The organism is Neisseria dentiae (assembly GCF_014055005.1).
In the GTDB taxonomy this organism is placed as follows: Bacteria; Pseudomonadota; Gammaproteobacteria; order Burkholderiales; family Neisseriaceae; genus Neisseria; species Neisseria dentiae.
The window spans coordinates 370,553-395,499 of the sequence record NZ_CP059570.1 but is presented as its reverse complement, the minus strand read 5'-3'; the positions used below and the strand labels follow the sequence as shown (position 1 = coordinate 395,499).

Genomic DNA, 24,947 nt, shown 5'->3' with positions numbered 1-24,947 from the left:
CGCCTGTGGTGTGGAAAAACGTATTCTACCGCTCCGCAGGCGGTTTTGCCGAGGCCGTCTGAAAACGGGGCGCGGTATCCAAGCAAGGTGTTTTGCGGTATATTGAACGCCCTTTTCCGGCAAACTGAGACCTTGGCAAAACTGTCGGATGTGGATGCAGTTCAAGGCGTAGCAGCGCAGCGGGCGCAGACATATCATATACAAGGCTAAGCGGGCGAGCAGCGCACAACGAAGAAATGCGCCGCAGACGGGAGTTTTGCAAAGGTCTCAAACGGTTTCAAAAACATATGCCGCCATATCTGTTTATCTACCGCACGCCCCAGGCAGGCCGTCTGAGAAGCCTGCACCAACGTGTTTGACAGGAGGAAAGCACAATGAAACGGCAAAACAAGCTTTTGGCAGGCTGCTTAATGCTGCTGCTTGCAACGGCAGCATGGGCAGAAAACCGCATACCTGCCGGCTCTGTACGGATTCCTAACCCGAACTATCCGGCGAAGTCTCTTGAAAGAGGAGAGCAGGGAGAAGTGTTGCTGCTGGTTACCGTATCGCCGCGGGGCATGAGAAGCGTAAAGATAGGGGAATCCAGCGGCTATCCCCTTTTGGACGAGGCGGCATTGCAGGCGGCAAAGCATGGTACTTATCCCAAAAGCGGGCGATGGACGATATTTTCCCTGCCGGTTCAGTTCACCATACGGGAAGAAACACCACCACCGACCGAAGAAGAAATGCGGAAAATTTTTGAAAACGGCCGCGTGCAGCCCAAACCCTAAAGGCCGTCTGAAATGCCTTCATTCAAACCTGTAATCATCACCACCACACCCACGTGTGAAGAAAAGGAACTGCAATGTTTAAACGCCCTGAAGAACTGATTGTAGCCGTGTTGGCGGCTTTGTGGGTGGTGCTCACCTATCTGATTGCCAATTATTTCGGCGCGCCTGTGCAAACCAAACTGCTGATTTCGGCGTTGACGCTGATTTGCGTAACCGTATGCTTCGTGCTGTGGCAGCGCAACCTGAGCCGCACGGTTTGGCCGTTTTTTCTGGGGCTGCTGACTGCCTGCTGGTGGCCGTATCTCGATTGGCTGGCGGTGCGCGATATTTTGGTTCCCGGGGCGGAATCTTCGGCCATCGTTATCAGCAAACCCTGGTATGCGGGCTGGACGTTTAAAATCATCATCGCCATCGTGCCCGTGGTGCTGGGCTATGCGGTGAAATGGAAGCTGCACAACAAGCAGAAGCACAAAGCAGTAGATTAACGCTCGGTTAACGCAAAGGCCGTCTGAAAAATTTTTCAGACGGCCTTTGCGTTTATTGGCACGGCACGGTTACTTGTGGTTGTAAAACCAGCTTTTGAAATACACGTCCGCACCTTCGCGCAGCAGCACCAGCGTTACCGCCGCCAGCGGCAGGCCGACGAGCATGCCCACGAAACCCATCAGCTGCCCGAACGCCATCAGCGAAAAAATCACCCAGAAAGGCGAAAGGCCGATACGGTCGCCAACGATTTTCGGCGTGATGAAAAAACTCTCTAAAAACTGGCCGACGGCAAACACCGCCCACACCATCAGCAAACCCTGCCACGAGCCGAACTGTAACAGCGCGGCAACAGAAGCGAGCAGCAGGCCGGTAAACGCGCCCAAATACGGCACAAACACCAAAATGCCCGCAATCATGCCGATGGCAAAACCCGAATCCAGCCCCACCAGCATCAGGCCGATGCCGTAAACCAAGCCCATAATCAACATCACCATCAACTGCCCGCGCAGAAACTCGCCCAGCACCTTATCCATATTGCCGCTGATGCGGACATAGCTGTCGAGAAAGCGGCGCGGCACCAGCGCGCGCACGCCGTGCGACCAGCGCTGCCAGTCGAGCAGAAAGTAATACAGCAGAAACGGCAGCAGCAGCAGGTTGGAAAGCCCCGCCGCCACATTGCCGCCCTGCCGCAGCAAAGTGGGCGCGGCCTTGCGCAGCGCATTGCTCAATTCGCCGGTGTGCGACTGCAACCACGCAGTAACGCTCTGCACGTCGATTTCCACCCGCTCCCCCGCCAAACGGCTTACCCACGGCAGGAGTTTGTTTTGCACAAAGCCCACGATTTGCGGCAGGCGGTCGACCAGGTTGTTAAACTGGTTAATCAGCATCGGCACGATAATCAGCACCAGCGCGAAAATCACGGCCAGCGACAAGATCATCACCACCATCGCGGCCAGCCCGCGCTTCATGCCCTTGTCGCGCAGCTTTTCCACCAGCGGGTTCAGAATATAGGCCAGCACCGCCGCCACGATAAACGGCGTGAGAATATTACCCAGCGCATAAACCAACCAGACAAAAACGGCCGCCACGGCCGCAGCAATCAGCCACGGCTTGCCGCCGCGAGTTTTTTTGCGATACATAAAACAATTCGTTTGCAGGTTTCAGACGGCCTCAAGCATATCATATTTGGCTTTTCAGGCCGTCTGAAAATGCTTAAGCGGCACAAAATCGGGTAAAATACAGCGCATTTCCCAACCAACCCGAAACAAAGAAAGCCCGAACCATGAGCAACCCGTCTTTGAGCTACCGCGACGCAGGTGTCGATATTGATGCCGGCGACCAACTGGTCGAAAACATCAAACCCTTTGCCAAACGCACCATGCGCCCCGAAGTGTTGGGGGATTTGGGCGGTTTCGGCGCGCTGGTCGAAATCAGCAAAAAATACCAAAATCCGGTTTTAGTAAGCGGCACCGACGGCGTCGGCACCAAGCTGAAACTGGCTTTTGATTGGGACAAACACGACACGGTGGGCATCGATTTAGTGGCCATGAGCGTGAACGATATTTTGGTGCAGGGTGCCGAGCCGCTGTTTTTCCTTGATTATTTCGCCTGCGGCAAACTCGATGTGGCGCGCGCCACCGATGTTATCAAAGGCATCGCGCAAGGCTGCGAAGAATCGGGCTGCGCCCTAATCGGCGGCGAAACCGCCGAAATGCCGGGCATGTATCCCGAAGGCGAATACGATTTGGCCGGCTTCGCCGTGGGCGTGGTGGAAAAAGACCAGGTGATTAACGGCCGCAGCATTACCGCGGGCGACGTGGTGCTGGGTTTGGCCAGCAACGGCGCGCACTCCAACGGCTACTCGTTAATCCGCAAAATCATCGAGCGCGACCAGCCCGATTTGGATGCCGAATTCGACAACGGCAAAACCCTGCGCCAGGCCATCATCGCCCCTACCCGCCTGTATGTGAAGCCGATTCTGGCCGCGCTGCAACAATTCACCATTAAGGGTATGGCGCACATCACCGGCGGCGGCATCACCGAAAACGTGCCGCGCATCCTGCCTGAAAACACCGTCGCCCAAATCGATGCGGGCGCGTGGCAGCTGCCCAAGCTGTTCCAATGGCTGCAACAGGCAGGCAATGTAGAAACGCAGGAAATGTACCGCACCTTCAACTGCGGCATCGGCATGGTGGTGGTGGTGGCCGCCGAAGATGCCGACGCGGTGCAGGCTTTTTTGGCCGAACAAGGCGAAACCGTTTACCGCCTGGGCGAAATCCGCAGCCGCAACGGCGGCGAACACCAAACGCAAGTTGCCTGAACACAGCTTCAGGCCGTCTGAACGCCCTTTAAACATAGCTGCCCGCAATTTTTGCGGGCATTTATCTAGCCAAAGATTATGAACATTATCGAAAAACAAGCGCTGAAGTTTTTGCTGAAACACACGCAGCCGGAACACCAGCAAGAAATGGAACGCTTCGCCGTTACCCATTGGGCGGAATACCGCGCCGGAAAAACCGACTTCAAACAAGTAAAACAGCTGGCCAAACAGGCCCGCCCCATGCTCAAACCCGAAAGTGTGGCGGTCATCACCGAGTTTGCAAAAAAATGGGCGCAGCGGCTGGACTTAAAATAACCTTTTGCTTTAAAAGCGAAACAGGGTTGTTCCGCCAACCTGAAAACAGGCTGAGACCTTTGTAAAAATATTTTCAGGCCGTCTGAAAATATTTTTACAAAGGTCTCAGCCTAAGCTTTTCGCAAAAGCAAACAAAAACAACCGCACCTTTTACATTTTCCAACCCTTAATGCTAAGATACGCCGCATAACAAAACGGCATGATATTTCCGCCAACGTCTTTACTCGCAACCTTTTTTCCCAAACTCCAAGAAAAGGCTGCGTATGTCTGCACAAGAAAATCCCCCGGTTAAACGCCCCAATTATTTTTTATGGACTTCGCTGCTGGTCGGCCTGATGGCGGTTACAGCGGTGGTTAACCCTACCCTGCTCACCGGCACCATCGCAGCGGTGAGCAAGTTTTTCTATCTGAAATTCGACTGGCTGATTATGTGGCTGCCGCTCGCGGCTTTCGGCGTGGGGCTGGCGGTGGCACTGTCGCCGCGTTTCGGCAATATCCGCCTGGGCGGCAAAGACGCCCGCCCCGAGTATTCGTTTCTCTCGTGGATGAATATGCTGTTTACCGCCGGCATCGGCGTGGGCATTGTGTTTTTCGGCCCCATCGAAGCCTTGTGGCACTATTTCCATTCGCCCATCGGCGTTCAGGCGGCAGGGCTGACGGAATATCAGAAAGTGGAAAACGCCATGAGTCTGGCGCTGCACGTTTGGGGCATTCCCGCGTGGTCGCTGTATATGATTGCGGGTTTGGTGATGGCGTATTTCACTTATCAGCATAAAACCGAATGCACGCCCGCCGCACCGCTGCAATATGCGTTCAACCACAAAAAATGGGCGAAGCCGCTGGGTGTTATCGTTACCGGCATGGCGATTTTGTCGATTGCGATGTCGGTTTCCTCATCGATTGCGATGGCTTCGGTGCAGATTGCCTCGGGCTTGAAAATCATCACCGGTTTTTCGTTCGACGCCATCGGCTGGAAAGCGGCGGTGCTGGCTGCGCTGGCCGCGCTCTATACCGCCGGCGCGGTGCTGCCGATTAACAAAGGCATGAAATTTTTGGGCGACTGGACGATTTATTTCTCGGTGTTGCTGCTGTTGTTTGTATTTGCCGTCGGCCCCACACATTATTTTTTGAGCACGATAGCGGTGTCGGTGGGCAATATCCTCACCAAAACGGTGCATCATTCGTTTGAGCTTTATATGTTCCACAACCGCGACTGGGTGGTGTGGTATCCGATGGCTTATTGGGTGTGGTGGGTAACGTGGGCGCCGTTTGTGGGCGTGTTTCTCGCCAAAATTTCCAAAGGCCGCACGCTGCGCGAGTTTGTGTTTGCTTCGGTGATGGTGCCTGCGGGCTTTATCGTGATCTGGTTTTCGGTGTTTTCGGGCTTCAGCCTGCTCGACACGGTGGAAGGCACGGGGCGCTTGGCCGAAATCGCCAACAAGGGCGATTATGAGGGCACGTTTTATTATCTGCTCAATATGCTGCCGCTGTCGGGCGTGACCAAACCGCTGACCATCGTGCTGTTTCTCGGCTTTATCGTAACCACCGTTACCAGCGCGGCGATTTCGCTGGGCATCATGACCAGCGGCGACGGCCGCAGCGAAAACAAATTCCGCGCGGTGGTATGGTGCGTGTTTATGACTTTAATCAGCTATGCGGTGATTTTTACCGGCAAAATGGAAGGCATCAAAGCCGTAGGCTCGTTTTCGGGCTTTCCGTTTGTGTTTGTGATGTATTTGTGGTTTGCCGCGCTGTGGCGGCAGCTCAACCGCGACGTGCCGCGCGTGAGAAAGGAATAGGCAGATGAAAAAAGAGATTTTCTACTGGAACCAAAGCCCGCAGGACAACGCGCTGGAAACCGTGCTGCTGCTGTTGGCGGTGCTGTTTCTGTGTTATGTGGTGAAGCTGGCGTTTTTTGATAAAGATGAATAATGCCGAGATATAGTCAAACCCATTGAATAGCGTTCCGTCATACCCGGGCTTGACCCGGGTATCTTTTTGTTTTTTTTTTTAGAAAAGCAGATACTCGGGTCAAGCCCGAGTATGACGGGAATGATATAAAACAGGTTTTGAAAAACAAAAGGCCGTCTGAAACGTTTCAGACGGCCTTTCCATACCAAACAACCTTGTGTTACCTACTGCTTGTTTTCTTCGCTGTCCAAGAAGCTGCGCAGGCGGTCGCTGCGGGTGGGGTGGCGGAGTTTGCGCAGGGCTTTGGCTTCGATTTGGCGGATACGTTCGCGGGTAACGTCGAACTGTTTGCCCACTTCTTCGAGCGTGTGGTCGGTGTTCATGTCGATGCCGAAACGCATACGCAACACTTTGGCCTCGCGCGGGGTGAGGCTTTCGAGCACTTCTTTGGTTACCTCGTGCAGGCTCGAATACATGGCGGCTTCGGCGGGGGCGATGTTGTTCACATCTTCGATAAAGTCGCCCAGATGCGAATCGTCGTCGTCGCCGATGGGGGTTTCCATCGAAATCGGCTCTTTGGCGATTTTCATGATTTTGCGGATTTTGTCTTCCGGCATTTCCATCAGCTCGGCCAGTTTGGCGGAATCAGGCTCTTCGCCGGTTTCCTGAAGATATTGGCGCGAGATGCGGTTCATTTTGTTGATGGTTTCGATCATGTGCACCGGAATGCGGATGGTGCGCGCCTGGTCGGCAATCGAGCGGGTAATCGCCTGGCGGATCCACCATGTGGCGTAGGTTGAAAATTTGTAGCCGCGGCGGTATTCGAATTTGTCCACCGCCTTCATCAGGCCGATATTGCCTTCCTGAATCAGATCGAGAAACTGCAAACCGCGGTTGGTGTATTTTTTGGCGATCGAAATCACCAGGCGCAGGTTGGCCTGAATCATTTCCTGCTTGGCGGCGGCGGTTTCTTTTTCGCTGATAACCATGTTTTTGTTGATTTCTTTCAACTCTTCGATGGAAATCTGCGTTTCGGTTTCCATGTTGGCCAGCTCGGTTTGCTTTTCGATAATGGCATGGCGGAAGCGGTCGAGCGCGTTGCCCCACACGTTGTTTTTGGCGATTTCGGTTTCCACCCATGCCAAATTGGTGATTTCGGGCAGGAAGTAACCGATGAAATAATCGCGGTCCATATGCACGCGCTCCACGCAGATGTCGCGGATTTCGCGCTCCAGACGGCGGATGCTTTCCACACGCTCGCGCAGGCTGCTGCTCAGGCTTTCGATCTGGCGGGTGGCGAAGCGCACTTCGAGCAGTTTGGAGGCGATGGCGTCGCGGTGCTCGAGATAGGCCTGGTGGCGGCTGTCGTGCTTGGCCAGGGCGGCTACCATATTGTCGTAGTCGGCCTGAATGCGTTCGAAGTGTTCCAACACTTTCTGTTTCAGCTCTTCCAGATTGGTGGCGGCGATGGCTTCCGCGCTGCCTTCGTCTTCTTCATCGTCGTCGCCGTCGTCGCCGTCATCGTCGCTGTCATCGGTGTCGGCGGCGGCCGGGGCGGTTTCGAGGTGGCCCAAACCGAGTTCGTTCAGCAGCACTTCGTTGGGGTCGATAATGGCTTCCACCACTTCGTCGACTTTGATTTCGTCTTCGCGGATGCGCTTGATTAATTCGAGAATCTCGGCAATCGAACCGGGGCAGGCGGAAATGGCCTGCACCATGTTTTTGAGGGCGTTTTCGATTTTTTTGGCGATGATGATTTCGTCTTCGCGGGTGAGCAGGTCAACCTGCCCCATTTCGCGCATATACATACGCACGGGGTCGGTAGTGCGGCCGAACTCGCTGTCCACGCTCGATAAGGCGGCTTCGGCTTCGGCCACCGCGTCGTCGTCGGTGATGGCGGCGGTGTTGTCGCTCATCAGCATTTCTTCGGCATCGGGCGCCTGCTCGGTTACTTGGATACCCAATCCGGCAATCATGCTGACGATATTGTCGATTTGCTCGGCATCCGACATATCGTCGGGCAGCGCGTCGTTGATTTCGGAATAGGTGATGTAGCCGCGCTCTTTGCCCATGATGATGAGCTGGCGCAACCGCGCCCGCTGCTCTTCGAGGGTCAGCGGGCGGTTGTCGTCTTGTTCTTCGTATTCGCTGTCGTGGATATCGGTGTTTTCGTTAGACATAGAATGTTCTCTGGTTAAACGGTTTAACGGGGATGAGGCCGTCTGAAACAATAGAAAAGGGGTTCTGCGGTAGGTGCAAGACGACTCGGTTGCAGTGGTGTGTATGTGTTTTCAGACGGCCTCCGAATCGTGTTCGCAAGCCTGTTTCAAGGTTTCAATGCGCTGCGGGCGTTAATAAGGCCAGCAGCAGTTTTTTTTCGCTTTCGCTCAAACCGCCCTGCCGGTTTTTTTGTTTCAGCATTTCAATTTGGGCGTATTTTAACTCATTCAGCAGCTTTTTCATGCCGAGTTTGAAACTTTCGCAATCTTCTTCGCTGCTGCTTTCCAGCTCTTCCGCGCCGTGCTGCATGTTTTGGAAAATGCGGCTGACGGTGGCTTCGTGGGGCGTGCCGCGCATATGTTCCAAAATCTGTGCGCTGCCCGGCGGCTCTTTTCTGCTGTTGATCAGCTCGGCAAGGTTGGCCAGGCAGGCGAAATCGCCGCTAAGGTTCAGATATTCGGGCAACTCTATATATGCAGCCCATGCGGGATTTATCAAGAGGCTGCGTATCTGCCGCTCTACCAGAGTGGACATCTGCGGCTGCCTAAAGGTTTCCTGCGGCAGCTTGTAGCTTTTCTGCTTCACATGCTGCTTGGGCGCTTCCTGCCCCAGCAGGCGGGCAAGGTTGGCGGGGTCGATGCCCACTTTGTCGCCCAGCTCCTGTTTCAGCAGAAAGGATAACGCGGGGGCGGTAATCTGGGCGAGCAGCGGGGCGCTGGTTTTCACCAGCTCGGCCTTGCCTTCTTGCGTGTTCAGGTTGAGGCCGTCTGAAAGCTGTTCCCAAAAATAGGCCGACAGGGGTTTGCTTTGGTTGAGCAGCGCATCTTCAAACTGCGCTTTGCCATAGGCGCGGATGTAGCTGTCGGGGTCGTGCTCTTCGGGCAGAAACAAAAAATGCAGCGTTTTGCCGTCTTTCAGCTGCGGCAGCGCGTTTTCGAGTGCGCGCCATGCGGCCTTGCGCCCTGCCCTGTCGCCGTCGAAACAGAAATAAATGCTGTCGGTTTGCCGCATCAGGATTTTCACATGCTCGGCGGTGGTGGCGGTGCCGAGCGCAGCCACGCCGTAGCCGATGCCGAACTGCGCCAGCGCCACCACGTCCATATAGCCTTCCACCACCAGAATACGCCCCGCTTCTTTGATGGCGGCGCGGCTTTCGTGCAGGCCGTAGAGATTGCGGCCTTTGTCGAACAGCGGCGTTTCGGGCGAGTTGAGGTATTTCGGCTCGCCTTTGTCGAGCACGCGGGCGCCGAAGCCGATAACCTGCCCGCGCGGGTTCCGTATCGGAAACATGATGCGGTCGCGGAAGCGGTCGTAATGTTTGCCGTCTTTTTCCACCACCATGCCGCTTTCCACCAGCGGGGTGTTGGGATAGGGCTGGAACACCTGCGCCAGCGGCTGCCAGCCGTCGGGCGCGTAGCCCAGGCCGTAATGCTCGATGATTTCGGCGCTCAGGCCGCGTTTGTGCAGGTATTCCTGCGCGCGCGCATCCTGCTTCAGACGGCCCCGGTAAAAAGCGGCGGCGGCCTCGGTGGTTTCTTCCAGCGTTTGCTGTTTTTTCTTACGCTCGGCGCGCTGTTCGGGGTTGTCCTGCCGGGCGTGCGTACGCGGCACGGTCAAACCCGTGCGGTCGGCCAGATACTGCACGGCTTCGGTAAAGCTCAACCCCTGATACTCCATAATAAAACCGATGGCCGTGCCGTGCGCGCCGCAACCGAAGCAGTGGTAAAACTGCTTCTGCGGGCTCACCGAAAACGACGGCGATTTTTCTTTGTGAAACGGGCAGCAGGCCATATAGTTGGCACCGCCTTTTTTCAGCGGCACATGCTCGTCGATAATATCGACGATATCGACTTTGGCCAGCAGCTCGTCTATAAATTCGCTGGGTATCATGGTTTTTTATCTGCGGCCGTCTGAAAAAGCGGCGGCCAAGCCGCACCCCGTTTCAGACGGCCTTGTTCGGCAATCAGGCCGCCAACACCGCTTTCAACGCTTTATTCACTTCGCCCATATCGGCTTTGCCTGCCAGGCGGGTTTTCAAAACGCCCATCACTTTGCCCATATCGGCCATGCCGGCGGCACCGGTTTCGGCCACGGCCTCTGCTACGGCGGCGCGGATTTCCTCTGCCGACATCATCTGCGGCAGATAGCGCTTGAGCACTTCGGTTTCGGCGTTTTCTTTGTCGGCCAAATCGCTGCGGCCGGCATCGGTGTAGATTTTCGCGCTGTCGTTGCGCTGTTTGACCATTTTGGTGATGATGGCCACCACTTTGGCATCGTCGGCTTCCGTGCGTTCGTCCACTTCAAACTGTTTGACGGCGGCGTTGATCAGGCGCACGGTGGAAAGCGTTACGCTGTCTTTGGCGCGCATGGCGGTTTTCATATCTTCGGCAAGTCGGGCTTTCAGGCTCATGGTATCGCTCGGTTAAATTAAACAATCGGTATGGCTTCAATGGTGCCGCCCGGTAAAAAATCAAGTTTTCAGACGGCCTGCGGCTTGTGAAACCCGGCCTGCCGTATAAGGTTTGACGTTTTTTCACGCCGGCAGCTTACATCGCCAACGTTTCGGTATGCAGGCGGGCGGCCATACAAAGCCAAAAACACCGCAAGGCCGAAGCCTTACGGTGTGTATTGCTTTTATCGCATCACAATAGAGTGCGGCGGATTAGTAGAGTTTCGGGGGCAGTTGCTGGCTGCGCAGGCGTTTTTGCAGGCGTTTGGCGGCAGCGGCTTTTTTGCGTTTGCGCTCGGTGGTCGGCTTTTCGTAGGCTTCTCGGGCGCGCAGCTCGGTGAGCAGGCCGGTTTTTTCCACAGCGCGTTTGAAACGGCGCATGGCAACTTCAAAAGGTTCGTTTTCTTTTACACGGATAGCAGGCATTTTTTATTCCTTAATAAAAATCAGGTTACGGGCCGCCGCTTTGTTTTCAGACGGCCTCGGAAATCGGTTTGGGTGTATCGCAGGTTGCGCCGGAACCGGCATGGCGGGATACGCGCCGTGATGTAAACATCACCTCCTAACGGCACGGCAGCAGCGGGCTGCCGTAAAAATTACCCGCCGTATTCGAACGGCGGCAAAAGAATTGGCGGATTATCTTAGCAACGGCTTGGTTTGTCAAGAAAAACGGCGGGATTGCCAGCTTTTTTACCCAAGCATCAGGCTGAGACCTTTGCAAAATTAAAAAACATCACAAAAAATTTATTTCCCGTCATTCCCGCGTAGGCGGGAATCCAGACGCTTGGCATCCAAGTATTTGTTTAATCAATGCTTCAATATTTCCATCTGGATTCCCGCCTACGCGGGAATGACGGGATTTAAGCATTTCAGACGGCCTTAAGGTATTTTTGCAAAGGTCTCAGGCTGTTGTTTTTGCAAACTGCCAAAGTTACCGGGTTGCCAAAAGTTTGTGTTCCGTCCTGCCCAAGTATTCTCTTTTGGCAGGGAAATCAAGAAAATAAAAGATACTCGGGTCAAGCCCGAGTATGACGGTAATAAATAGACGGTAATCATATGGAAACGGATTTCACAAAACCATCAGGCCGTCTGAAAAAACCATGCTGTTTTCTGCTTTCAGACGGCCTCAAGCGTTTTAAAGGCTCACAGGATAATGTTTTTGCCGTAGCCTTCTAAAATTTCTTTGATTTTCAAAACGGTTTCTTTGGGCGGCGGATGCACGCCCTTGAGTTTGTATTCGTCGCCGCACAGCTCCCATTTGTGCGCGCCCAGTTCGTGATACGGCAGAAGCTCCACGGTTTCCACGTTTTCCATGCCGCCAATAAATTCGCCGAGCAGGTTGGCCGAGCGTTCGTCGTCGGTGTAGCCGGGCACAATCACGTAGCGCACGCGCGTGGGCTGGTTGCGCTCGGCCAGATAGCGGGCGAAGTTGAGGGTTTTGGTGTTGGGAATGCCCACCAAAACTTTGTGGATTTCGGGATCAATCTGTTTCAGGTCGAGCATCACCAGATTGGTGTGGTCGAGCAGGTCGTCGAGAATTTCGTCGTAATGCAGGGCGTAGCCGTTGGTGTCGAGGCAGGTGTGGATGTCGTGTTCGCGGCAGGCGGTGAACCAGTCGCGCAGAAATTCGTATTGCAGCAGCGGCTCGCCGCCGGTTGCGGTTACGCCGCCACCGGTGGCTTTGAGATAGTGGCGGTATGACAGCACCTGCTTCATCACCTGCTCCACGGTCAGCTCTTGCGCTTTGTCGGTGTGCATATCCCAGGTGTCGCGGTTGTGGCAATAGAGGCAGCGCATCAGGCAGCCTTGCAGAAACAGCACGAAGCGCAGGCCGGGGCCGTCGACCGTGCCGCAGGATTCGATGGAATGCACGATGGCGGTGCCGTGGTAGCCGCGGTGGCCTTCGTGGTGTTCGTTTTCGGGTTTGATGGTGTAGGTTTGCATGGCGGTTTGCTTTTTTGGTTTTGTTGGAATTACATAGGGCGTAGAGTGTCGGGGAAAACGGGTTTCAGACGGCCTGAATGTATTTTACCCCAAGCCGTCTGAAAAAATGCCGGGCTGCAAACCCGGCATTTTGATAACGAACCCCGAACCGGATTACATGCTTGCCGTAAAGGTGCGGGTAATCACGTCTTGCTGCTGCTCGCGGGTCAGCGAGTTGAAGCGCACGGCGTAACCGGATACGCGGATGGTTAACTGCGGATATTTTTCCGGATGTTCCATCGCGTCCATCAGGGTTTCGCGGTTGAGCACGTTCACGTTCAGGTGTTGGCCGCCTTCTATTTCGCCGGCTTCGTGGTGGAAATAACCGTCCATCAGGCCAGCCAGATTGCGTTCGCGGGATTGCTCGTCTTTACCCAATGCACCCGGCACAATCGAGAAGGTGTAGGAAATACCGTCTTTGGCGAACTCGAACGGCAGTTTGGCTACCGAGCTTAACGAAGCCACCGCACCGTTCACATCGCGGCCGTGCATGGGGTTGGCGCCGGGGCCGAACGGTGCGCCTGCACGGCGGCCGTCGGGGGTGTTACCGGTTTTTTTGCCGTAAACCACGTTGGAAGTGATGGTAAGCACGGATTGGGTCGGAATCGCGTTGCGGTACATCGGGTGGGTGGCCACTTTGCGCATGAAGCGTTCTACCAAATCGCAGGCGATGTCGTCAACGCGGTCGTCGTTGTTACCGAACTGCGGGTATTCGCCTTCTATTTCAAAATCGACAGCAATATTGTTTTCATCGCGCACGGGTTTCACTTTCGCATATTTGATGGCGGAAAGCGAGTCGGCGGCTACCGACAAGCCGGCGATACCGCAGGCCATGGTGCGTTTGATGTCGCGGTCGTGCAGGGCCATCAGCGCGGCTTCATACGAATATTTGTCATGCATGTAGTGGATGATGTTCAACGCGGTAACGTATTGGGTGGCCAACCAATCCATAAAGTTGTCCATTTTCGCCATCACGGTGTCGAAATCCAACACTTCGTCGAGAATCGGCTCGGATTTGGGGCCGACCTGTTCTTTCGATTTTTCGTCCACGCCGCCGTTGATTGCGTACAGCAGGGTTTTGGCCAGGTTGGCACGCGCGCCGAAGAACTGCATTTGTTTGCCGACCACCATCGGGCTGACGCAGCAGGCAATGGCGTAGTCGTCGCTGTTGAAGTCGGGGCGCATCAAGTCATCGTTTTCGTATTGGATAGACGAAGTGTCGATGGATACTTTGGCGCAGAAATGCTTGAAGCCGTCGGGCAGCTGTTCGGACCACAACACGGTGATGTTCGGCTCGGGTGACGGACCCATGTTATACAGAGTGTGCAAGAAGCGGAAGCTGTTTTTGGTTACCAGCGTGCGGCCGTCCAAGCCCATGCCGCCGATGGATTCGGTGGCCCAAATCGGGTCGCCCGAGAACAATTGGTCGTATTCGGGGGTGCGCAAAAAGCGTACCATACGCAGCTTCATCACCAAGTGATCGATCAGCTCTTGCGCTTCGATTTCGGTTAACGTGCCGTTTTGCAGGTCGCGCTCGATAAAGATGTCCAAGAAAGTGGCCACACGGCCGAACGACATGGCGGCGCCGTTTTGCGATTTCACGGCAGCCAAGTAGGCGAAGTAAGTCCACTGCACGGCTTCGCGGGCGTTTTTGGCGGGACCGGAAATATCAAAACCATAGCTCGCGGCCATTTCTTTCATTTGGCCCAAGGCTTTGTGCTGGTCGTTGATTTCTTCGCGGCGGCGGATTACTTCTTCCAAGTTTTTACCGGCTTCCAAATCGGGTTGCAGCGAATTGAACTGCGCCACTTTGTCGGCCATCAAACGGTCGATACCATACAACGCCACGCGGCGGTAGTCGCCGATGATGCGGCCGCGGCCGTAAGCATCGGGCAGGCCGGTCAGCACGCCTGATTTGCGGCAGCGGCGGATATCGGGGGTGTAAACGTCGAACACGCCCTGGTTGTGGGTTTTACGGTATTTGGTGAAGATTTCGGTTACGGTGGGGTTCAGCTCCACACGGTAGATATTGCAGGAATCCTGCACCATTTTCAGGCCGCCGAAAGGCATGATGGAGCGTTTCAACGGTTCGTCGGTTTGCAGGCCGACGATGGTTTCCAAATCTTTGTCGATATAGCCAGGGCCGTGGCTGGTGATGCCGGAAACCACTTGGGCGTCGATTTTATAAGGCTCGTGGGTGCGGTTTTCCACTTTGATGCCTTCCATCACTTCGGCCCACAGTTTGGTGGTGGCTTCGGTGGCCGGCGCTAAAAAGTCGGCGTTACCTTCATAAGGCGTGTAGTTTTTCTGAATAAAATCACGTACGTCAATACTGTTCTCCCACTCGCCGGCTTTAAAGCCGGCCCATGCGGCGGGGCGCTCTTGTGCGGTGGTAGCCATTTTTGAACTCCTTGTTTTTTCAAACGATAAGAAACGGGTTACATGAAACTTAATGGGCACAGAATAGCACTTATTCAAGACGGATGCGCTGCGATTTTATTGAAACAAAATTACTACTTGATATAAATCAGGTAACAAAATGTAGTAGGATAAAACAGCCGGGCAAACTCTGTTACGCAGCAAAAAACAGGCGTAAAATAATTAAATTGTGCGGATTAAAACAGGCCGTCTGAAAACATTTCAGACGGCCTGAAAATTTTTCACGGGCCAACGATTATTTTGGCAGGCTGAAACCTGTGCAAAACCCAAGAAAAGTTTATTTACCGTTATTAGCTTCGCAAAGGCCGCAAGCCGGATATTTCAGACGGCCTGCCCGAATTTTTCACAAGCCTTTGGCCGTCTGAAACAAAACTACGGCAGCAATTTGCCCGGGTTCATAATGCCGCGCGGATCAAGTTCGGCCTTCACCGCCCGCATCAATGCGATTTCCGCCGCACTGCGCACGCTCGGCAGCCATTGCTTCTTCACTATGCCGATACCGTGCTCCGCCGCCACCGTGCCGTTGCAGGCCAACACGTTTTCATACACCACGGCATTCACCGCATCCTCATATTCATACACCCCGTTATCCAGCACGCCGGGCAGGAAAGTGTTGTAGTGCAGGCTGCCGTCGCCCAAATGGCCGAACACCACGATATTGATGCCGGAAAAAGCCGTTTGAAGCGCAGTTTCGCAATCGGCCACAAACCCGGCCACGTTTTCAATCGGCACCGCAATATCGTGTTTGATACTGGCGCCCAGATTGCGCTGTGATGCGGAAATATTTTCCCGCAACGTCCACAAGGCTTGGCGTTCGGTTTCGGATTGCGCCGCCACGGCATTGTCGAAACCGTGCGCCAGCAAAAACTCCGCCAACTCCTCGCCCAAGCCGCCGCTTTCCATCGAATCGGCCAACTCCAGCAGAATATGCCACGGCGCATCAACCGGTTGGCCGATGCGGCTGAAATCCGACGACAACGCCAACGCAAAACGGCTGACCAGCTCGAAGCTGCACAAACGCTCGGCAAAACCGCCCTGCACCAGCGTGAGCAGCTCCACCGCCCGCTCTATCGAATCCACCCCCACCCACACGGTTTCAACGGTTTTCGGCAGCGCAAACAGTTTCAACGTTGCCCCCGTTATCACACCCAGCGTGCCTTCGCTGCCGATAAACAGATGGCGCAAATCATAACCGGTGGTGTTTTTGTGCAGCGGGTGCAGGTGCGAAACCAATTCGCCGTTTGGCAAAACCACTTCCAGCCCCAACACCAAATCACGCATGGTTCCGTAGCGCAACACATTCAATCCGCCCGCATTGCAGGCGATATTGCCGCCGATTTGGCACGACCCTTCGCTGGCCAGACTCAACGGAAACAGCCGCCCCGCCTCCGCCGCCGCTTCCTGCACCGTTTGCAGCACCGCGCCCGCATCCACGGTTATGGCATTGTCGGCCAAATTGATGCTGCGGATTCGGTTGAGTTTGGAAAGGTTCAGCAACACCCCGCCCTCGGGCACGGCAGCGCCGCACAACCCCGTGTTGCCGCCCTGCGGCGTTACCGCTATCCGGTTTTCAAAACAAAACCGCATCAACTGCCGCACCGCAGCCACGCTTTTGGGCTGCACCACCGCATCGGCCGTGCCGGTATAGCGGCTGCGCTGGTCGGTCAGCCAGGCGGATGCGTCTTCTAAGATTTCGTCTGCACTTAAAAATTGCAGCAATGCCGGTTTGATGTGTTGCGGATTCATATTCAGGCCGTCTGAAAAACAGGAAAACCTTCCGAAACGGTTTCGGAAGGACAAAGGCTCGGGCGGAATGGACGCCCAAAACAAAAAGCAGGATACATTGTATCCTGCTTTTTGTTACATATTTTAAAAATATGCTTATTTGGCGGCAGAAGCAGCAGCAGAAGCGGCAGCGTCGGCAGCAGAAGCAGCAGCGGTAGCGGCTGTGTCGGCAGCAGAAGCGGCGGCATCGGTAGCAGAAGCAGCAGCGGCTTCGGTAGCAGAAGCAGCAGCAGAAACTTCAGAAGCGGCAGCGTCAACAGCAGAAGCAGCTGCATCAACGGCAGAAGCGGCTTCGCTGGCAGCAGAAGCGGCGGCAGGAGCGCTGGCTTGCTGACCGCAAGCGGCCAAGAACAAAGACATCAGAGCAGCGGCTAACAGAGATTTTTTCATTTTCAATACCTTTTAAATCGATTTAAAAAACAAATTGACACAGGCACGAACCCGGTCTCATATGGGGGAAAAAGAAATTCATTGCTGAATTCCGGCATTATGCCCGACCTGCTTGGCTAATGCAATGCAACCGGCAACCCAGCGAACCATGAATATGGTAGCTTAGTCATATCAAAGCGGAAATAAGTTCAATATAAATTGCAAATTTCTGCTTTATTTCTGTAATAAAACTAAAGTTTGCATTGAAATTTCAAAATTTTAAATAATCCGATAACAAATAAAACTATTTTCAGAATTATTACGCATTATTTGCCATAATGATGCGCAAAGTGGCAAAAATACAACATTTGCATAATTTTTGACGCACATAACTTGATTTCGCCCGACAAATTGAAACCCGGGGTGCGTGCATAAGTGTGTTATAATCGCCGAAGTTTTATCAAAGAAACCGAATTTTCAAAACAAACAAGGACCTTAGCATGGCTATCCAAAAAAATTCCGTTGTTACCTTGCATTACGAGATGTTTGACGCCAACGACCAGTTACTCGACAAAACCGAACAACCCATCGCCTACCTGCACGGCGGCTACGACGGTATTTTTCCGTTGGTGGAAGAAGCGCTGCACGGCAAAGAGGCGGGCGACGTGGTGGACATTGTGTTGCAGCCCGACGACGCTTTCGGCGAGCAAGACCCCGAGTTGGTGCGTATCGAAGATGTGAGCGTGTTCCCCGTTGAAGTGGAAGTGGGCATGATGTTCGAAGCCGACGACCCCGAAACCGGCGATGTGTGGGTTTACCGCGTAACCGACGTGGCCGACGGCAAAGCCGTGGTTGACGGCAACCACCCGCTGGCCGGTATGAAAATCCGCTTCAAAGCCACGGTTGACAGCGTGCGCGATGCCAGCGAAGAAGAAATCGCCCACGGCCATGTACACGGCGAGCACGGACACCATCATTAATCAAGCCGTTTTTTTAAATAACAACAGGCCGTCTGAAACTTTCAGACGGCCTGTATCGTTATGGGCAGCATCTTTCAATAGAGGCAGAGGGTTTCAGATATTGATAGGAATGTTACCAAGGCCCCAAATTGTTTGGCTGCGGCGGACAAACCTAATCGCGTTTGGCCGCTTTGGCCTCCTGCTCAGCCTTATATTGTCGCAGAAACGCCAATGCCGCCGCTTTTTCTTCTGCCGTGCCGTATTGCAAATCGCGCTGCGCGCGGCGGTAGGCGGCGCGCTCTTTGGCCTCTTTTAGCTGTTTTGCCTGATAAGCTTCGCGGTTGGCCGACACCACCCGTTGCGTTTGCTGCGCTTGGGCGCGCGCCATTGCCTGTGCAATCAGGTCGGCCGGGCTGAACGAGGGAGCGGCCGTGCGGGCCGCAGCGGTTTGCTCTGCCGCTTTGGCTTTAACGGCGGCTTCCCGCTCGGCCAAGCGGGCTTTTTTCTCCTGCAAATCCCTCGCCGTACGCTTTTCGTGCCAGTTAAAACGGGCGCGGGCATATTCGGCTGCGGCTTGGCGCGGATTGACGCCGTGTTCGCCTGCGTTCGCCAGCGGCAGAAAACCGGCTTCGACCGGCTGCATATGGATGCAGTCGACCGGACACGGTGCCACGCATAATCCGCATCCCGTGCATTCGTTGCGGATAACCGTGTGCATCTGTTTGGACGCGCCCATAATGGCATCGACCGGACAGGCTCTGATACAGGCCGTACAGCCTATGCACGCGGTTTCGTCTATCCATGCCAGCGCTTTTTCTTGGATTTTGGCGGGTTGGCGCGGCGACCTGCCGAGCAGGCCGGCAATATCCAGCATAACGGCCTCTCCGCCCGGCGCGCACAGATTGATTTCGGCCTCTCCTTCGGCCAGCGCCTGCGCATAAGGCAAGCAGCCCTGATAGCCGCATTCGCGGCATTGGGTTTGCGGCAGCAGGTGGTCTAAACGTTGGGCGAGGCTCATGGTCGGCAGGCTGGAATCGGAAAAGTGTATTTTAACAGATACCCGGCCTGACCCGGGCATCTTGAGTTTCGGCAACAGGAAATACTCGGTTCAAGCCCGGGTATGGTGCGTGTGCTTTTTCTGAAGTTGGCTGACTGAAACCTTTGCAAACATACCCTTAAGGCCGTCTGAAATGTTTAAATGCCTACGCAGGAATAACGATGGCCGAATATTTCAAACGGCCTTAAGGGTTTCTGACTATATAACATTCAACCCGTAGCCTTCAAAACCATGCTTTTCTGCAAAGATTGCGGCATAAACAAACCGCATCGGGTTAGGATGCGGTTGGCTAACGGGCGCGGGTACGGCTGCGGCCGGTGCGGGTTATTGCTCTTCGCCCAAACCGAATTTCCGCAGCAGGCGCGCCTGGCATTGGCCCAAGTGTTTGCGCATCATTTTGCAGGCACGGTTGCCTTTGCCCGCCACCAGCAGATCGAGGATTTCGCGGTGTTCGCAGTAAGTGTGGCGCAGGCGGTCTTTGGGGGCGTCGAAAACGGCGATAATTAGTGAGGAACGGGCGCACAAGGTGTTGACGATGTCGAGCAGAACCTGATTATCGAGCAGGCGTGCCAGCTCAACGTGAAAGGCGTTGGAAAGGCGGTTCCATGCCACACGGTCGCCGCGTGCGAAGGCGGCTTCTTCTCGCTCTATCATGGCATACAGCGGTTTGGCGCTCTCGGCCAGATCGGGGCGTTCGAGCAGCATATTGATCACGGTTTCTTCCAGCGCGATACGCATTTTGAACACGTCTTCCGTTTCTTTGGCATCGGGCACATGCACGAATGCGCCCCGGTTGGGCAGCAAATCGACGATTTTGTCGTGTGCGAGCAGCGAGAGCGCGCTGCGCACGGTGCCGCGCGAACACACCATCTGCCGGCACAGGTCGGATTCGGTCAGCTTGTGGCCGGGGCGGAGCTGGTGGTCGGTAATTCCGTCGAGAATCTGGGCATACACCCTGAACAGCTCGGAATCGTGCCGCTCTTCCATCGAAGCGGAGGCAGCGGGGGCGTAAAACATGGTGTTGGCATTGTCGCTGTTGTTTTCAATCATACTGCATCTCTTTGGTTTCCAGAGTCATCATAGATGGATTTCAAGGCCGTCTGAACGGTTTTCAGACGGCCTCAATCGGCAAAACCTTTATACTTCTTCAATCAATTCGAAACTGTGCGTTACTTTTGCCGCCTTGCCCAGCATAATCGAGGCGGAGCAGTATTTTTCGGCCGACATCTCCACGGCTTTGGCAATCGCGCTCTCTTTGAGGTTGCGGCCGAACACTTTGAAATGGATGTGGATTTCGGTGAATACGCGCGGAGCTTCGTCTGCCCGTTTGGCGGTAACGGTGGCCTGGCAGTCTGCCACATTCTGCCGCTGTTTTTCGGCAATCATCACCACGTCGATGCTGGAACAGCCCGCCACACCCAATAGCAGCATTTCCATCGGGCTGGGGCCGCGTTTGACGCTTCCTTCCGCCGCCGCGCCTTCCATCACCACGCTGTGGCCGTGCTCCGTGGTGCCGATAAAGCACATCCCGTCAATCCATTTTGAAGTTACCTGCATGTTTTATTCCTGATGAAACGGTTGCTCCGACACCAAAATGCCGTCTGAATCACTATATAGATAATGCCCGGGGGTGAAGGTTACGCCGCCGAAGCTGACCGGCACGTCCACTTCGCCCGCGCCTTCTTTGCCGCTTTTGCGCGGGTTGGTACCCAATGCCTTCACGCCGAAATCGATGGTGTTGATCGCTTCGTTATCGCGTATGGCGCCGAAAACCACCGCCCCCGCCCAGCCGTTGGCGGCGCCTGCGCCGGCAATCATGTCGCCCATCAGCGCGCTGTATAAATCGCCGCCGCCGTCCACCACCAGCACTTCGCCGTCGGAATGGGTGTTCATCAGCTTTTTAACCAAGCCGTTGTCGCGGCTGCACTTTACCGTGCGGATTCTGCCGCAGAAGCGGTAACGGCGGCCGAAATGGCGCAACTGGGTTTCGCACGACGGGGTGTCGGGCGCAATGTCGATCAGGTCTGCGGTGGCGAAATCGTATTGGCTGCTCATGTTTTCTCCTTGTGTTTACAGGCTTCAGACGGCCTGAGAATCTTTTTGGCAAGATACGCCTTAAAATGGAGCGCTATGCCGAAAATACAATACTTGGCCGTCTGAAAACATTAATTATAAAAGATTTTTACCGTTCAGACGGCCTGCCGTGCTTGTTAAAGGTTTTCCAGCATCCACTGCACATAGCGGCTCACGCCTTCGTTTACGTCGAAAAACGCGCCGTCGTAACCCGCTTCGCGCAGGCGCGAGATGTCGGCCTCGGTGAAGCTCTGGTATTTGCCCTTGAGCGCGTCGGGAAACGGGATATAGCGGATAAGCTCTTCTTTCACCAGCTCTTCCAGCGTCATCGCCGCTTTGCCTTCGGCCGAGCGGCAGGCGTTGACGGTGGCGGCTGCCAGCTCGTTAAACTGCTGGCTGCGGCCGGTGCCGAGGTTGAAAATGCCTGATTTTTCGGGGTGGTCGAAGAAAAACAGGTTCACTTTCACCACGTCTTCCACGCTCACGAAATCGCGGGTCTGCTCGCCGTTGCCGTAGCCGTCGTTGGCACCGAACAGGTTAACATAGCCGTTTTCGCGGTATTGGTTGAAGTGGTGGAAGGCCACCGACGCCATACGGCCTTTGTGCTGCTCGTGCTGCCCGTAAACGTTGAAATAGCGGAAGCCCACCACCTGCGCGGTCAGCCCTTCTTTCATGCGGCGGCGCACCACCTGGTCGAATTGGAATTTGGAATAGCCGTAAACGTTGAGCGGCTTTTCCAGCTCGCGCTCTTCGCGGAATATTTCGCCTTTGCCGTACACCGCCGCGCTGGAGGCGTAAAGGTAGGGGATGCGTTCGTCTTGGCACCAATCGAGCAGGTCGAGGCTGTATTGGTAGTTGTTGTCCATCATATAGCGGCCGTCGTGCTCCATGGTGTCGGAGCAGGCGCCGTCGTGGAACACGGCTTCGATGTCGTCGTAGGGCAGCTCGTGCTCGCGCACCTGGCGGATAAACTCGTGTTTGTCGAGATAATGGGCGATTTCGCACTCGGCCAGGTTTTTGAATTTTTCGCCGCGCGAGAGGTTATCGACGGCAACGATGTCGGTGATGCCGCGCCGGTTTAAGGCTTGAACGATGTTGCTGCCGATAAAGCCGGCGGCGCCGGTTACGATGATGGTCATAATGCTTTCCTTTTGTTGCGGCCGTCTGAAAAAAACCGGGCTTTCAGACGGCCGTTAATGTTTGTATCAGCTTCTGCACCCATGCGGGCTGCGTATCGGTTTGCAGATAGATTTTACCGCCTGCGGCATATAACACCAATGCCAACTCTGCCCCGGAATTATCATAAAGATACGCTTCGTCGGCCAATTGCACCGCCACGGCCAGATTGGTGTGGCTTTCGATGAACCGCCTGCGGATGACTCCGTTGTCTATCGGATGGCCGCCGCTGCGGATGCGCGACTGTACGCGTTCGATATGCAAATCGGCGGAAACCAGCCCGATATAGTTCAAAATAACATGAAATCCCTTATCTTTGGCCTGCTGCATACGCCGCAACACCGAAACACCCGACAGTGTGGATTCCATGGAAAACGAAATACCGTTATTTAAAGCCGTCTGAAAAAGTTTTAACGCCTGCCGCCCGGCCTCCATATCTGCGGCCCGCGGGTTGGCAGGATTAAGCTCGGCGGCGATATGGTCGGAATCAATCACCACCGACACGGCATCATGGTTCAAACCGCGCAAAGTGGTTTTGCCCGCACCGTTGGTACCGCAATAAAATACCGCCCTAGCCTGCTTCGGCCTCATGCACAATCTCCGTATGCCCGTCGGGGTGGTGCAATACGACGTTGCCTTTTTCATCGGCAAACGCCAATATTTCGTGTTTGGCTTTTTCGGCTATCCATGCGCGGTGGGCCGCCTGCAATTCGGCCTGCTTGCGTTTGATTTTTTCCAAATCGGGCTGGTACATAGCGCCTCCTTTCAAAGCCGTCTGAAACCGCCGTTATTCCTTTTCGAGCGCTGCGGTCAGCTCGTCAAACGAGCACACCGCCGTGCCCAGTTTGGCCACCACCACGCCTGCGGCGGTGTTGGCGATGTGCATGGCTTCGGGCAGGCTGAAACCGGCGGCCAGCCCCAAGCCCATGCTGGCGATGACGGTGTCGCCCGCGCCGGACACGTCGTACACTTCCTGCGCCCGCGTGGGCCGGTTGACGATTTCGCTGCCGCCGAACAGGGTCATGCCCTCTTCGCTGCGGGTGAGCAGCAGGGCTTCGAGTTCGAGGTGGCGGCGTAGGTGCTGCGCTTTTTCGGTCAGCTCGGCTTCGCTGCGCCAGCTGCCCACCACTTCTTTCAACTCGGCACGGTTGGGCGTGAGCAGGGTGGCGCCGGCATATTTCTCGTAGTCGTCGCCTTTGGGATCGATCAGCACGGGTTTGCCGGCCTGGCGCGCCCATTCTATCATCGAGGCAACGTGCAGCAGGCCGCCTTTACCGTAGTCCGACAGAATCACCACATCGTATTCGGGCAACAGTGCGCGGTATTGGTCTTTTACCGAATCGAGGATTTCGCGGTGCGGCATCTCTTCGAAATCGAGGCGGATCAATTGCTGGTTGCGGGCAACCACGCGCAGTTTCACGGTGGTGGCGATTTCCGAATCGCGCACCAGATGGGCGGCCACGCCGTCCTGCCGCATCAGGCCGTCGAGCACGTCGGCGGCTTCGTCGTTGCCGGTTACCGACAGCAAGGCGGCCTGCCCGCCCAGCGAGGCGACGTTGCGGGCAACGTTGGCGGCACCGCCGGCGCGCTGGTCGGTTTTGCCGATTTTGGCCACGGGCACGGGGGCTTCGGGCGAAATGCGCGATACGTCGCCGAACCAGTAGCGGTCGAGCATCACGTCGCCCACCACCAGCACGCGTGCTCGGGCAAGGCGGGTTGCGAGGGTTTGCGGGTCAGTTGGGAATACCATATTTGTCAGTCCGTTTCTTTGGGTTTCAGACGGCCTCTGCCTAAACTTTTAACATCAGGCCGTCTGAAAATCAGCGCATGGCTTGGGCAGCCTCATTGATTCCGCGCAGCACGGCCACGGGGTCGGCGGCTTGGGTAACGGGGCGGCCCATCACCAGATAGGTGGAGCCGGCCGCCAGTGCCTGAGCCGGTGTCATGATGCGGCGCTGGTCGTCGCTGTTGCCCGCCACGTCGAGGCGGATGCCGGGCGTAACCAGCACGAAATCCCCGCCCAAGTCTCGGCGCAGCGGGGCGGCTTCGTGGGCGGAACATACCACGCCGTCCAAACCCGAGCTTTGCGCGAGTTTCGCCCAACGCAGCACCAATTCTTCCACCGGCGCGTTCAGGCCGATTTCGGCCAAATCGGCCGCTTCCATGCTGGTGAGCACGGTTACGCCGATTAGCAGCGGTTTGTGCGCCTGGTTGGCCACGGCTTCGGCGGCGGCTTCCATCATGCGGCGGCCGCCGCAGGCGTGCATATCGACCATCCACACGCCCATTTCCGCCGCCGCGCGGCAGGCTTTGGCCACGGTGTTGGGAATATCGTGGTATTTCAAATCGAGAAACAGCTCGAAGCCCTGGTTAATCAGGCTTTCGGCCAAGCGGCGGCCGGTGGCGGTAAACAGCTCTTTGCCGATTTTCAAACGGCATAAAGACGGCTCCAGCCTGCGCACAAACGCGAGCGTGTCGTGTTCGTTGGCAAAATCCAGCGCCACAATCACGGGGGCGCGTGCGGGTTCGGCGTTGAAGTCGGCGATTAAGGGGTTCATAACGGTTTCCGTTTGGTTATATGGGTCAGACGGCGGAAAGGGCGGTTTCACGATATGCGGACCTGTCGGCTTGCTGC

Annotated in this window: 25 protein-coding genes and 1 pseudogene; 7 read left to right on the top strand and 19 right to left on the bottom strand. The window is 55.4% G+C overall.

What is annotated here, in order from left to right; genetic code table 11:
* Window positions 1-124 precede the first annotated feature (124 nt).
* Window positions 125-271, bottom strand: a pseudogene (locus H3L92_RS13555) (signal peptidase); the annotation flags it as partial.
* Window positions 272-374: 103 nt separating this feature from the next.
* On the opposite strand from H3L92_RS13555, the gene H3L92_RS01865 reads away from it, so the two are divergent.
* Together H3L92_RS01865 and H3L92_RS01860 are read left to right on the top strand one after the other, a co-directional pair.
* Complete coding sequence (locus tag H3L92_RS01865) at window positions 375-770, top strand: energy transducer TonB (protein ID WP_085365015.1); 396 nt, start codon at window positions 375-377, stop codon at window positions 768-770.
* Window positions 771-844: 74 nt separating this feature from the next.
* On the top strand, window positions 845-1,255 hold the full coding sequence (locus tag H3L92_RS01860) for a hypothetical protein (RefSeq protein WP_085365016.1): 411 nt from the start codon (window positions 845-847) through the stop codon (window positions 1,253-1,255).
* Between the two features lie 69 nt (window positions 1,256-1,324).
* Here the strand turns inward: H3L92_RS01860 and H3L92_RS01855 are convergent, their stop codons facing one another.
* Complete coding sequence (locus H3L92_RS01855; protein WP_085365017.1) at window positions 1,325-2,395, bottom strand: AI-2E family transporter; 1,071 nt, start codon at window positions 2,393-2,395, stop codon at window positions 1,325-1,327.
* 143 nt (window positions 2,396-2,538) lie between these two features.
* Between H3L92_RS01855 and purM the strand changes: the two genes are divergently transcribed.
* The 4 genes from purM (at window position 2,539) to H3L92_RS13090 (ending at window position 5,823) form a co-directional block, all read left to right on the top strand.
* On the top strand, window positions 2,539-3,576 hold the full coding sequence (gene purM / locus H3L92_RS01850; RefSeq protein ID WP_085365018.1) for a phosphoribosylformylglycinamidine cyclo-ligase: 1,038 nt from the start codon (window positions 2,539-2,541) through the stop codon (window positions 3,574-3,576).
* A 78-nt stretch (window positions 3,577-3,654) separates the two neighbouring features.
* Window positions 3,655-3,891 (top strand): hypothetical protein, encoded by a 237-nt coding sequence (locus H3L92_RS01845; protein WP_085365019.1) that lies wholly within the window; start codon window positions 3,655-3,657, stop codon window positions 3,889-3,891.
* 263 nt (window positions 3,892-4,154) lie between these two features.
* Window positions 4,155-5,690, top strand: a complete 1,536-nt coding sequence (locus H3L92_RS01840) for a BCCT family transporter (protein WP_085365020.1) — start codon at window positions 4,155-4,157, stop codon at window positions 5,688-5,690.
* A gap of 4 nt (window positions 5,691-5,694) precedes the next feature.
* Window positions 5,695-5,823 (top strand): hypothetical protein, encoded by a 129-nt coding sequence (locus H3L92_RS13090; protein ID WP_257066568.1) that lies wholly within the window; start codon window positions 5,695-5,697, stop codon window positions 5,821-5,823.
* Window positions 5,824-6,026: 203 nt separating this feature from the next.
* Here H3L92_RS13090 and rpoD read toward each other — a convergent pair whose 3' ends face one another.
* The 8 genes from rpoD to H3L92_RS01800 all read right to left on the bottom strand — a co-directional run bounded on the left by rpoD (window position 6,027) and on the right by H3L92_RS01800 (window position 17,068).
* Window positions 6,027-7,982: an RNA polymerase sigma factor RpoD gene (rpoD, locus tag H3L92_RS01835; RefSeq protein ID WP_085365021.1), complete on the bottom strand. Its 1,956-nt coding sequence runs from the start codon at window positions 7,980-7,982 to the stop codon at window positions 6,027-6,029.
* Window positions 7,983-8,136: 154 nt separating this feature from the next.
* Window positions 8,137-9,912, bottom strand: a complete 1,776-nt coding sequence (gene dnaG, locus H3L92_RS01830; protein ID WP_085365022.1) for a DNA primase — start codon at window positions 9,910-9,912, stop codon at window positions 8,137-8,139.
* Window positions 9,913-9,985: 73 nt separating this feature from the next.
* Window positions 9,986-10,432 (bottom strand): GatB/YqeY domain-containing protein, encoded by a 447-nt coding sequence (locus H3L92_RS01825; protein ID WP_085365023.1) that lies wholly within the window; start codon window positions 10,430-10,432, stop codon window positions 9,986-9,988.
* A gap of 252 nt (window positions 10,433-10,684) precedes the next feature.
* Window positions 10,685-10,897, bottom strand: coding sequence for a 30S ribosomal protein S21 (gene rpsU / locus H3L92_RS01820; RefSeq protein ID WP_085365024.1), 213 nt, complete (start codon window positions 10,895-10,897; stop codon window positions 10,685-10,687).
* A 717-nt stretch (window positions 10,898-11,614) separates the two neighbouring features.
* The gene (pflA, locus tag H3L92_RS01815; RefSeq protein ID WP_085365025.1) at window positions 11,615-12,415 is read right to left on the bottom strand and encodes a pyruvate formate lyase 1-activating protein; all 801 of its coding nucleotides are present in this window, start codon (window positions 12,413-12,415) and stop codon (window positions 11,615-11,617) included.
* A 153-nt stretch (window positions 12,416-12,568) separates the two neighbouring features.
* A complete protein-coding gene (pflB, locus tag H3L92_RS01810; RefSeq protein WP_085365026.1) occupies window positions 12,569-14,854 on the bottom strand; it encodes a formate C-acetyltransferase in 2,286 nt (761 codons plus the stop codon).
* Between the two features lie 411 nt (window positions 14,855-15,265).
* Window positions 15,266-16,639 carry an FAD-binding oxidoreductase gene (locus tag H3L92_RS01805; RefSeq protein WP_115336273.1) on the bottom strand — a complete coding sequence of 458 codons (1,374 nt, stop codon included), beginning with the start codon at window positions 16,637-16,639 and terminating at the stop codon, window positions 15,266-15,268.
* A 135-nt stretch (window positions 16,640-16,774) separates the two neighbouring features.
* Complete coding sequence (locus H3L92_RS01800; protein ID WP_085365028.1) at window positions 16,775-17,068, bottom strand: hypothetical protein; 294 nt, start codon at window positions 17,066-17,068, stop codon at window positions 16,775-16,777.
* 479 nt (window positions 17,069-17,547) lie between these two features.
* Between H3L92_RS01800 and H3L92_RS01795 the strand changes: the two genes are divergently transcribed.
* Window positions 17,548-18,027 carry an FKBP-type peptidyl-prolyl cis-trans isomerase gene (locus tag H3L92_RS01795; RefSeq protein WP_085365029.1) on the top strand — a complete coding sequence of 160 codons (480 nt, stop codon included), beginning with the start codon at window positions 17,548-17,550 and terminating at the stop codon, window positions 18,025-18,027.
* Window positions 18,028-18,178: 151 nt separating this feature from the next.
* Here H3L92_RS01795 and H3L92_RS01790 read toward each other — a convergent pair whose 3' ends face one another.
* The 9 genes from H3L92_RS01790 to pyrF all read right to left on the bottom strand — a co-directional run bounded on the left by H3L92_RS01790 (window position 18,179) and on the right by pyrF (window position 24,870).
* A complete protein-coding gene (locus tag H3L92_RS01790) occupies window positions 18,179-19,024 on the bottom strand; it encodes an RnfABCDGE type electron transport complex subunit B (protein ID WP_115336272.1) in 846 nt (281 codons plus the stop codon).
* 363 nt (window positions 19,025-19,387) lie between these two features.
* Window positions 19,388-20,113: a GntR family transcriptional regulator gene (locus tag H3L92_RS01785; RefSeq protein WP_085365030.1), complete on the bottom strand. Its 726-nt coding sequence runs from the start codon at window positions 20,111-20,113 to the stop codon at window positions 19,388-19,390.
* A gap of 87 nt (window positions 20,114-20,200) precedes the next feature.
* Window positions 20,201-20,620 (bottom strand): OsmC family protein, encoded by a 420-nt coding sequence (locus H3L92_RS01780; protein WP_085365031.1) that lies wholly within the window; start codon window positions 20,618-20,620, stop codon window positions 20,201-20,203.
* Window positions 20,621-20,623: 3 nt separating this feature from the next.
* On the bottom strand, window positions 20,624-21,118 hold the full coding sequence (gene rraA, locus H3L92_RS01775) for a ribonuclease E activity regulator RraA (protein WP_085365032.1): 495 nt from the start codon (window positions 21,116-21,118) through the stop codon (window positions 20,624-20,626).
* Between the two features lie 155 nt (window positions 21,119-21,273).
* Window positions 21,274-22,275: an ADP-glyceromanno-heptose 6-epimerase gene (gene rfaD / locus H3L92_RS01770; RefSeq protein WP_085365033.1), complete on the bottom strand. Its 1,002-nt coding sequence runs from the start codon at window positions 22,273-22,275 to the stop codon at window positions 21,274-21,276.
* A 43-nt stretch (window positions 22,276-22,318) separates the two neighbouring features.
* Window positions 22,319-22,903 (bottom strand): ATPase, encoded by a 585-nt coding sequence (locus H3L92_RS01765; protein WP_085365034.1) that lies wholly within the window; start codon window positions 22,901-22,903, stop codon window positions 22,319-22,321.
* On the bottom strand, window positions 22,884-23,066 hold the full coding sequence (locus H3L92_RS01760) for a hypothetical protein (RefSeq protein ID WP_085365035.1): 183 nt from the start codon (window positions 23,064-23,066) through the stop codon (window positions 22,884-22,886). The genes H3L92_RS01765 and H3L92_RS01760 overlap by 20 nt, the downstream gene beginning before the upstream one ends.
* Window positions 23,067-23,099: 33 nt before the next feature.
* Entirely contained in the window at window positions 23,100-24,062 is a 963-nt protein-coding gene (gene rfaE1, locus H3L92_RS01755; protein WP_085365036.1) for a D-glycero-beta-D-manno-heptose-7-phosphate kinase, read from the bottom strand.
* Window positions 24,063-24,132: 70 nt separating this feature from the next.
* Window positions 24,133-24,870 carry an orotidine-5'-phosphate decarboxylase gene (gene pyrF / locus H3L92_RS01750; protein WP_085365037.1) on the bottom strand — a complete coding sequence of 246 codons (738 nt, stop codon included), beginning with the start codon at window positions 24,868-24,870 and terminating at the stop codon, window positions 24,133-24,135.
* Window positions 24,871-24,947: the final 77 nt, after the last annotated feature.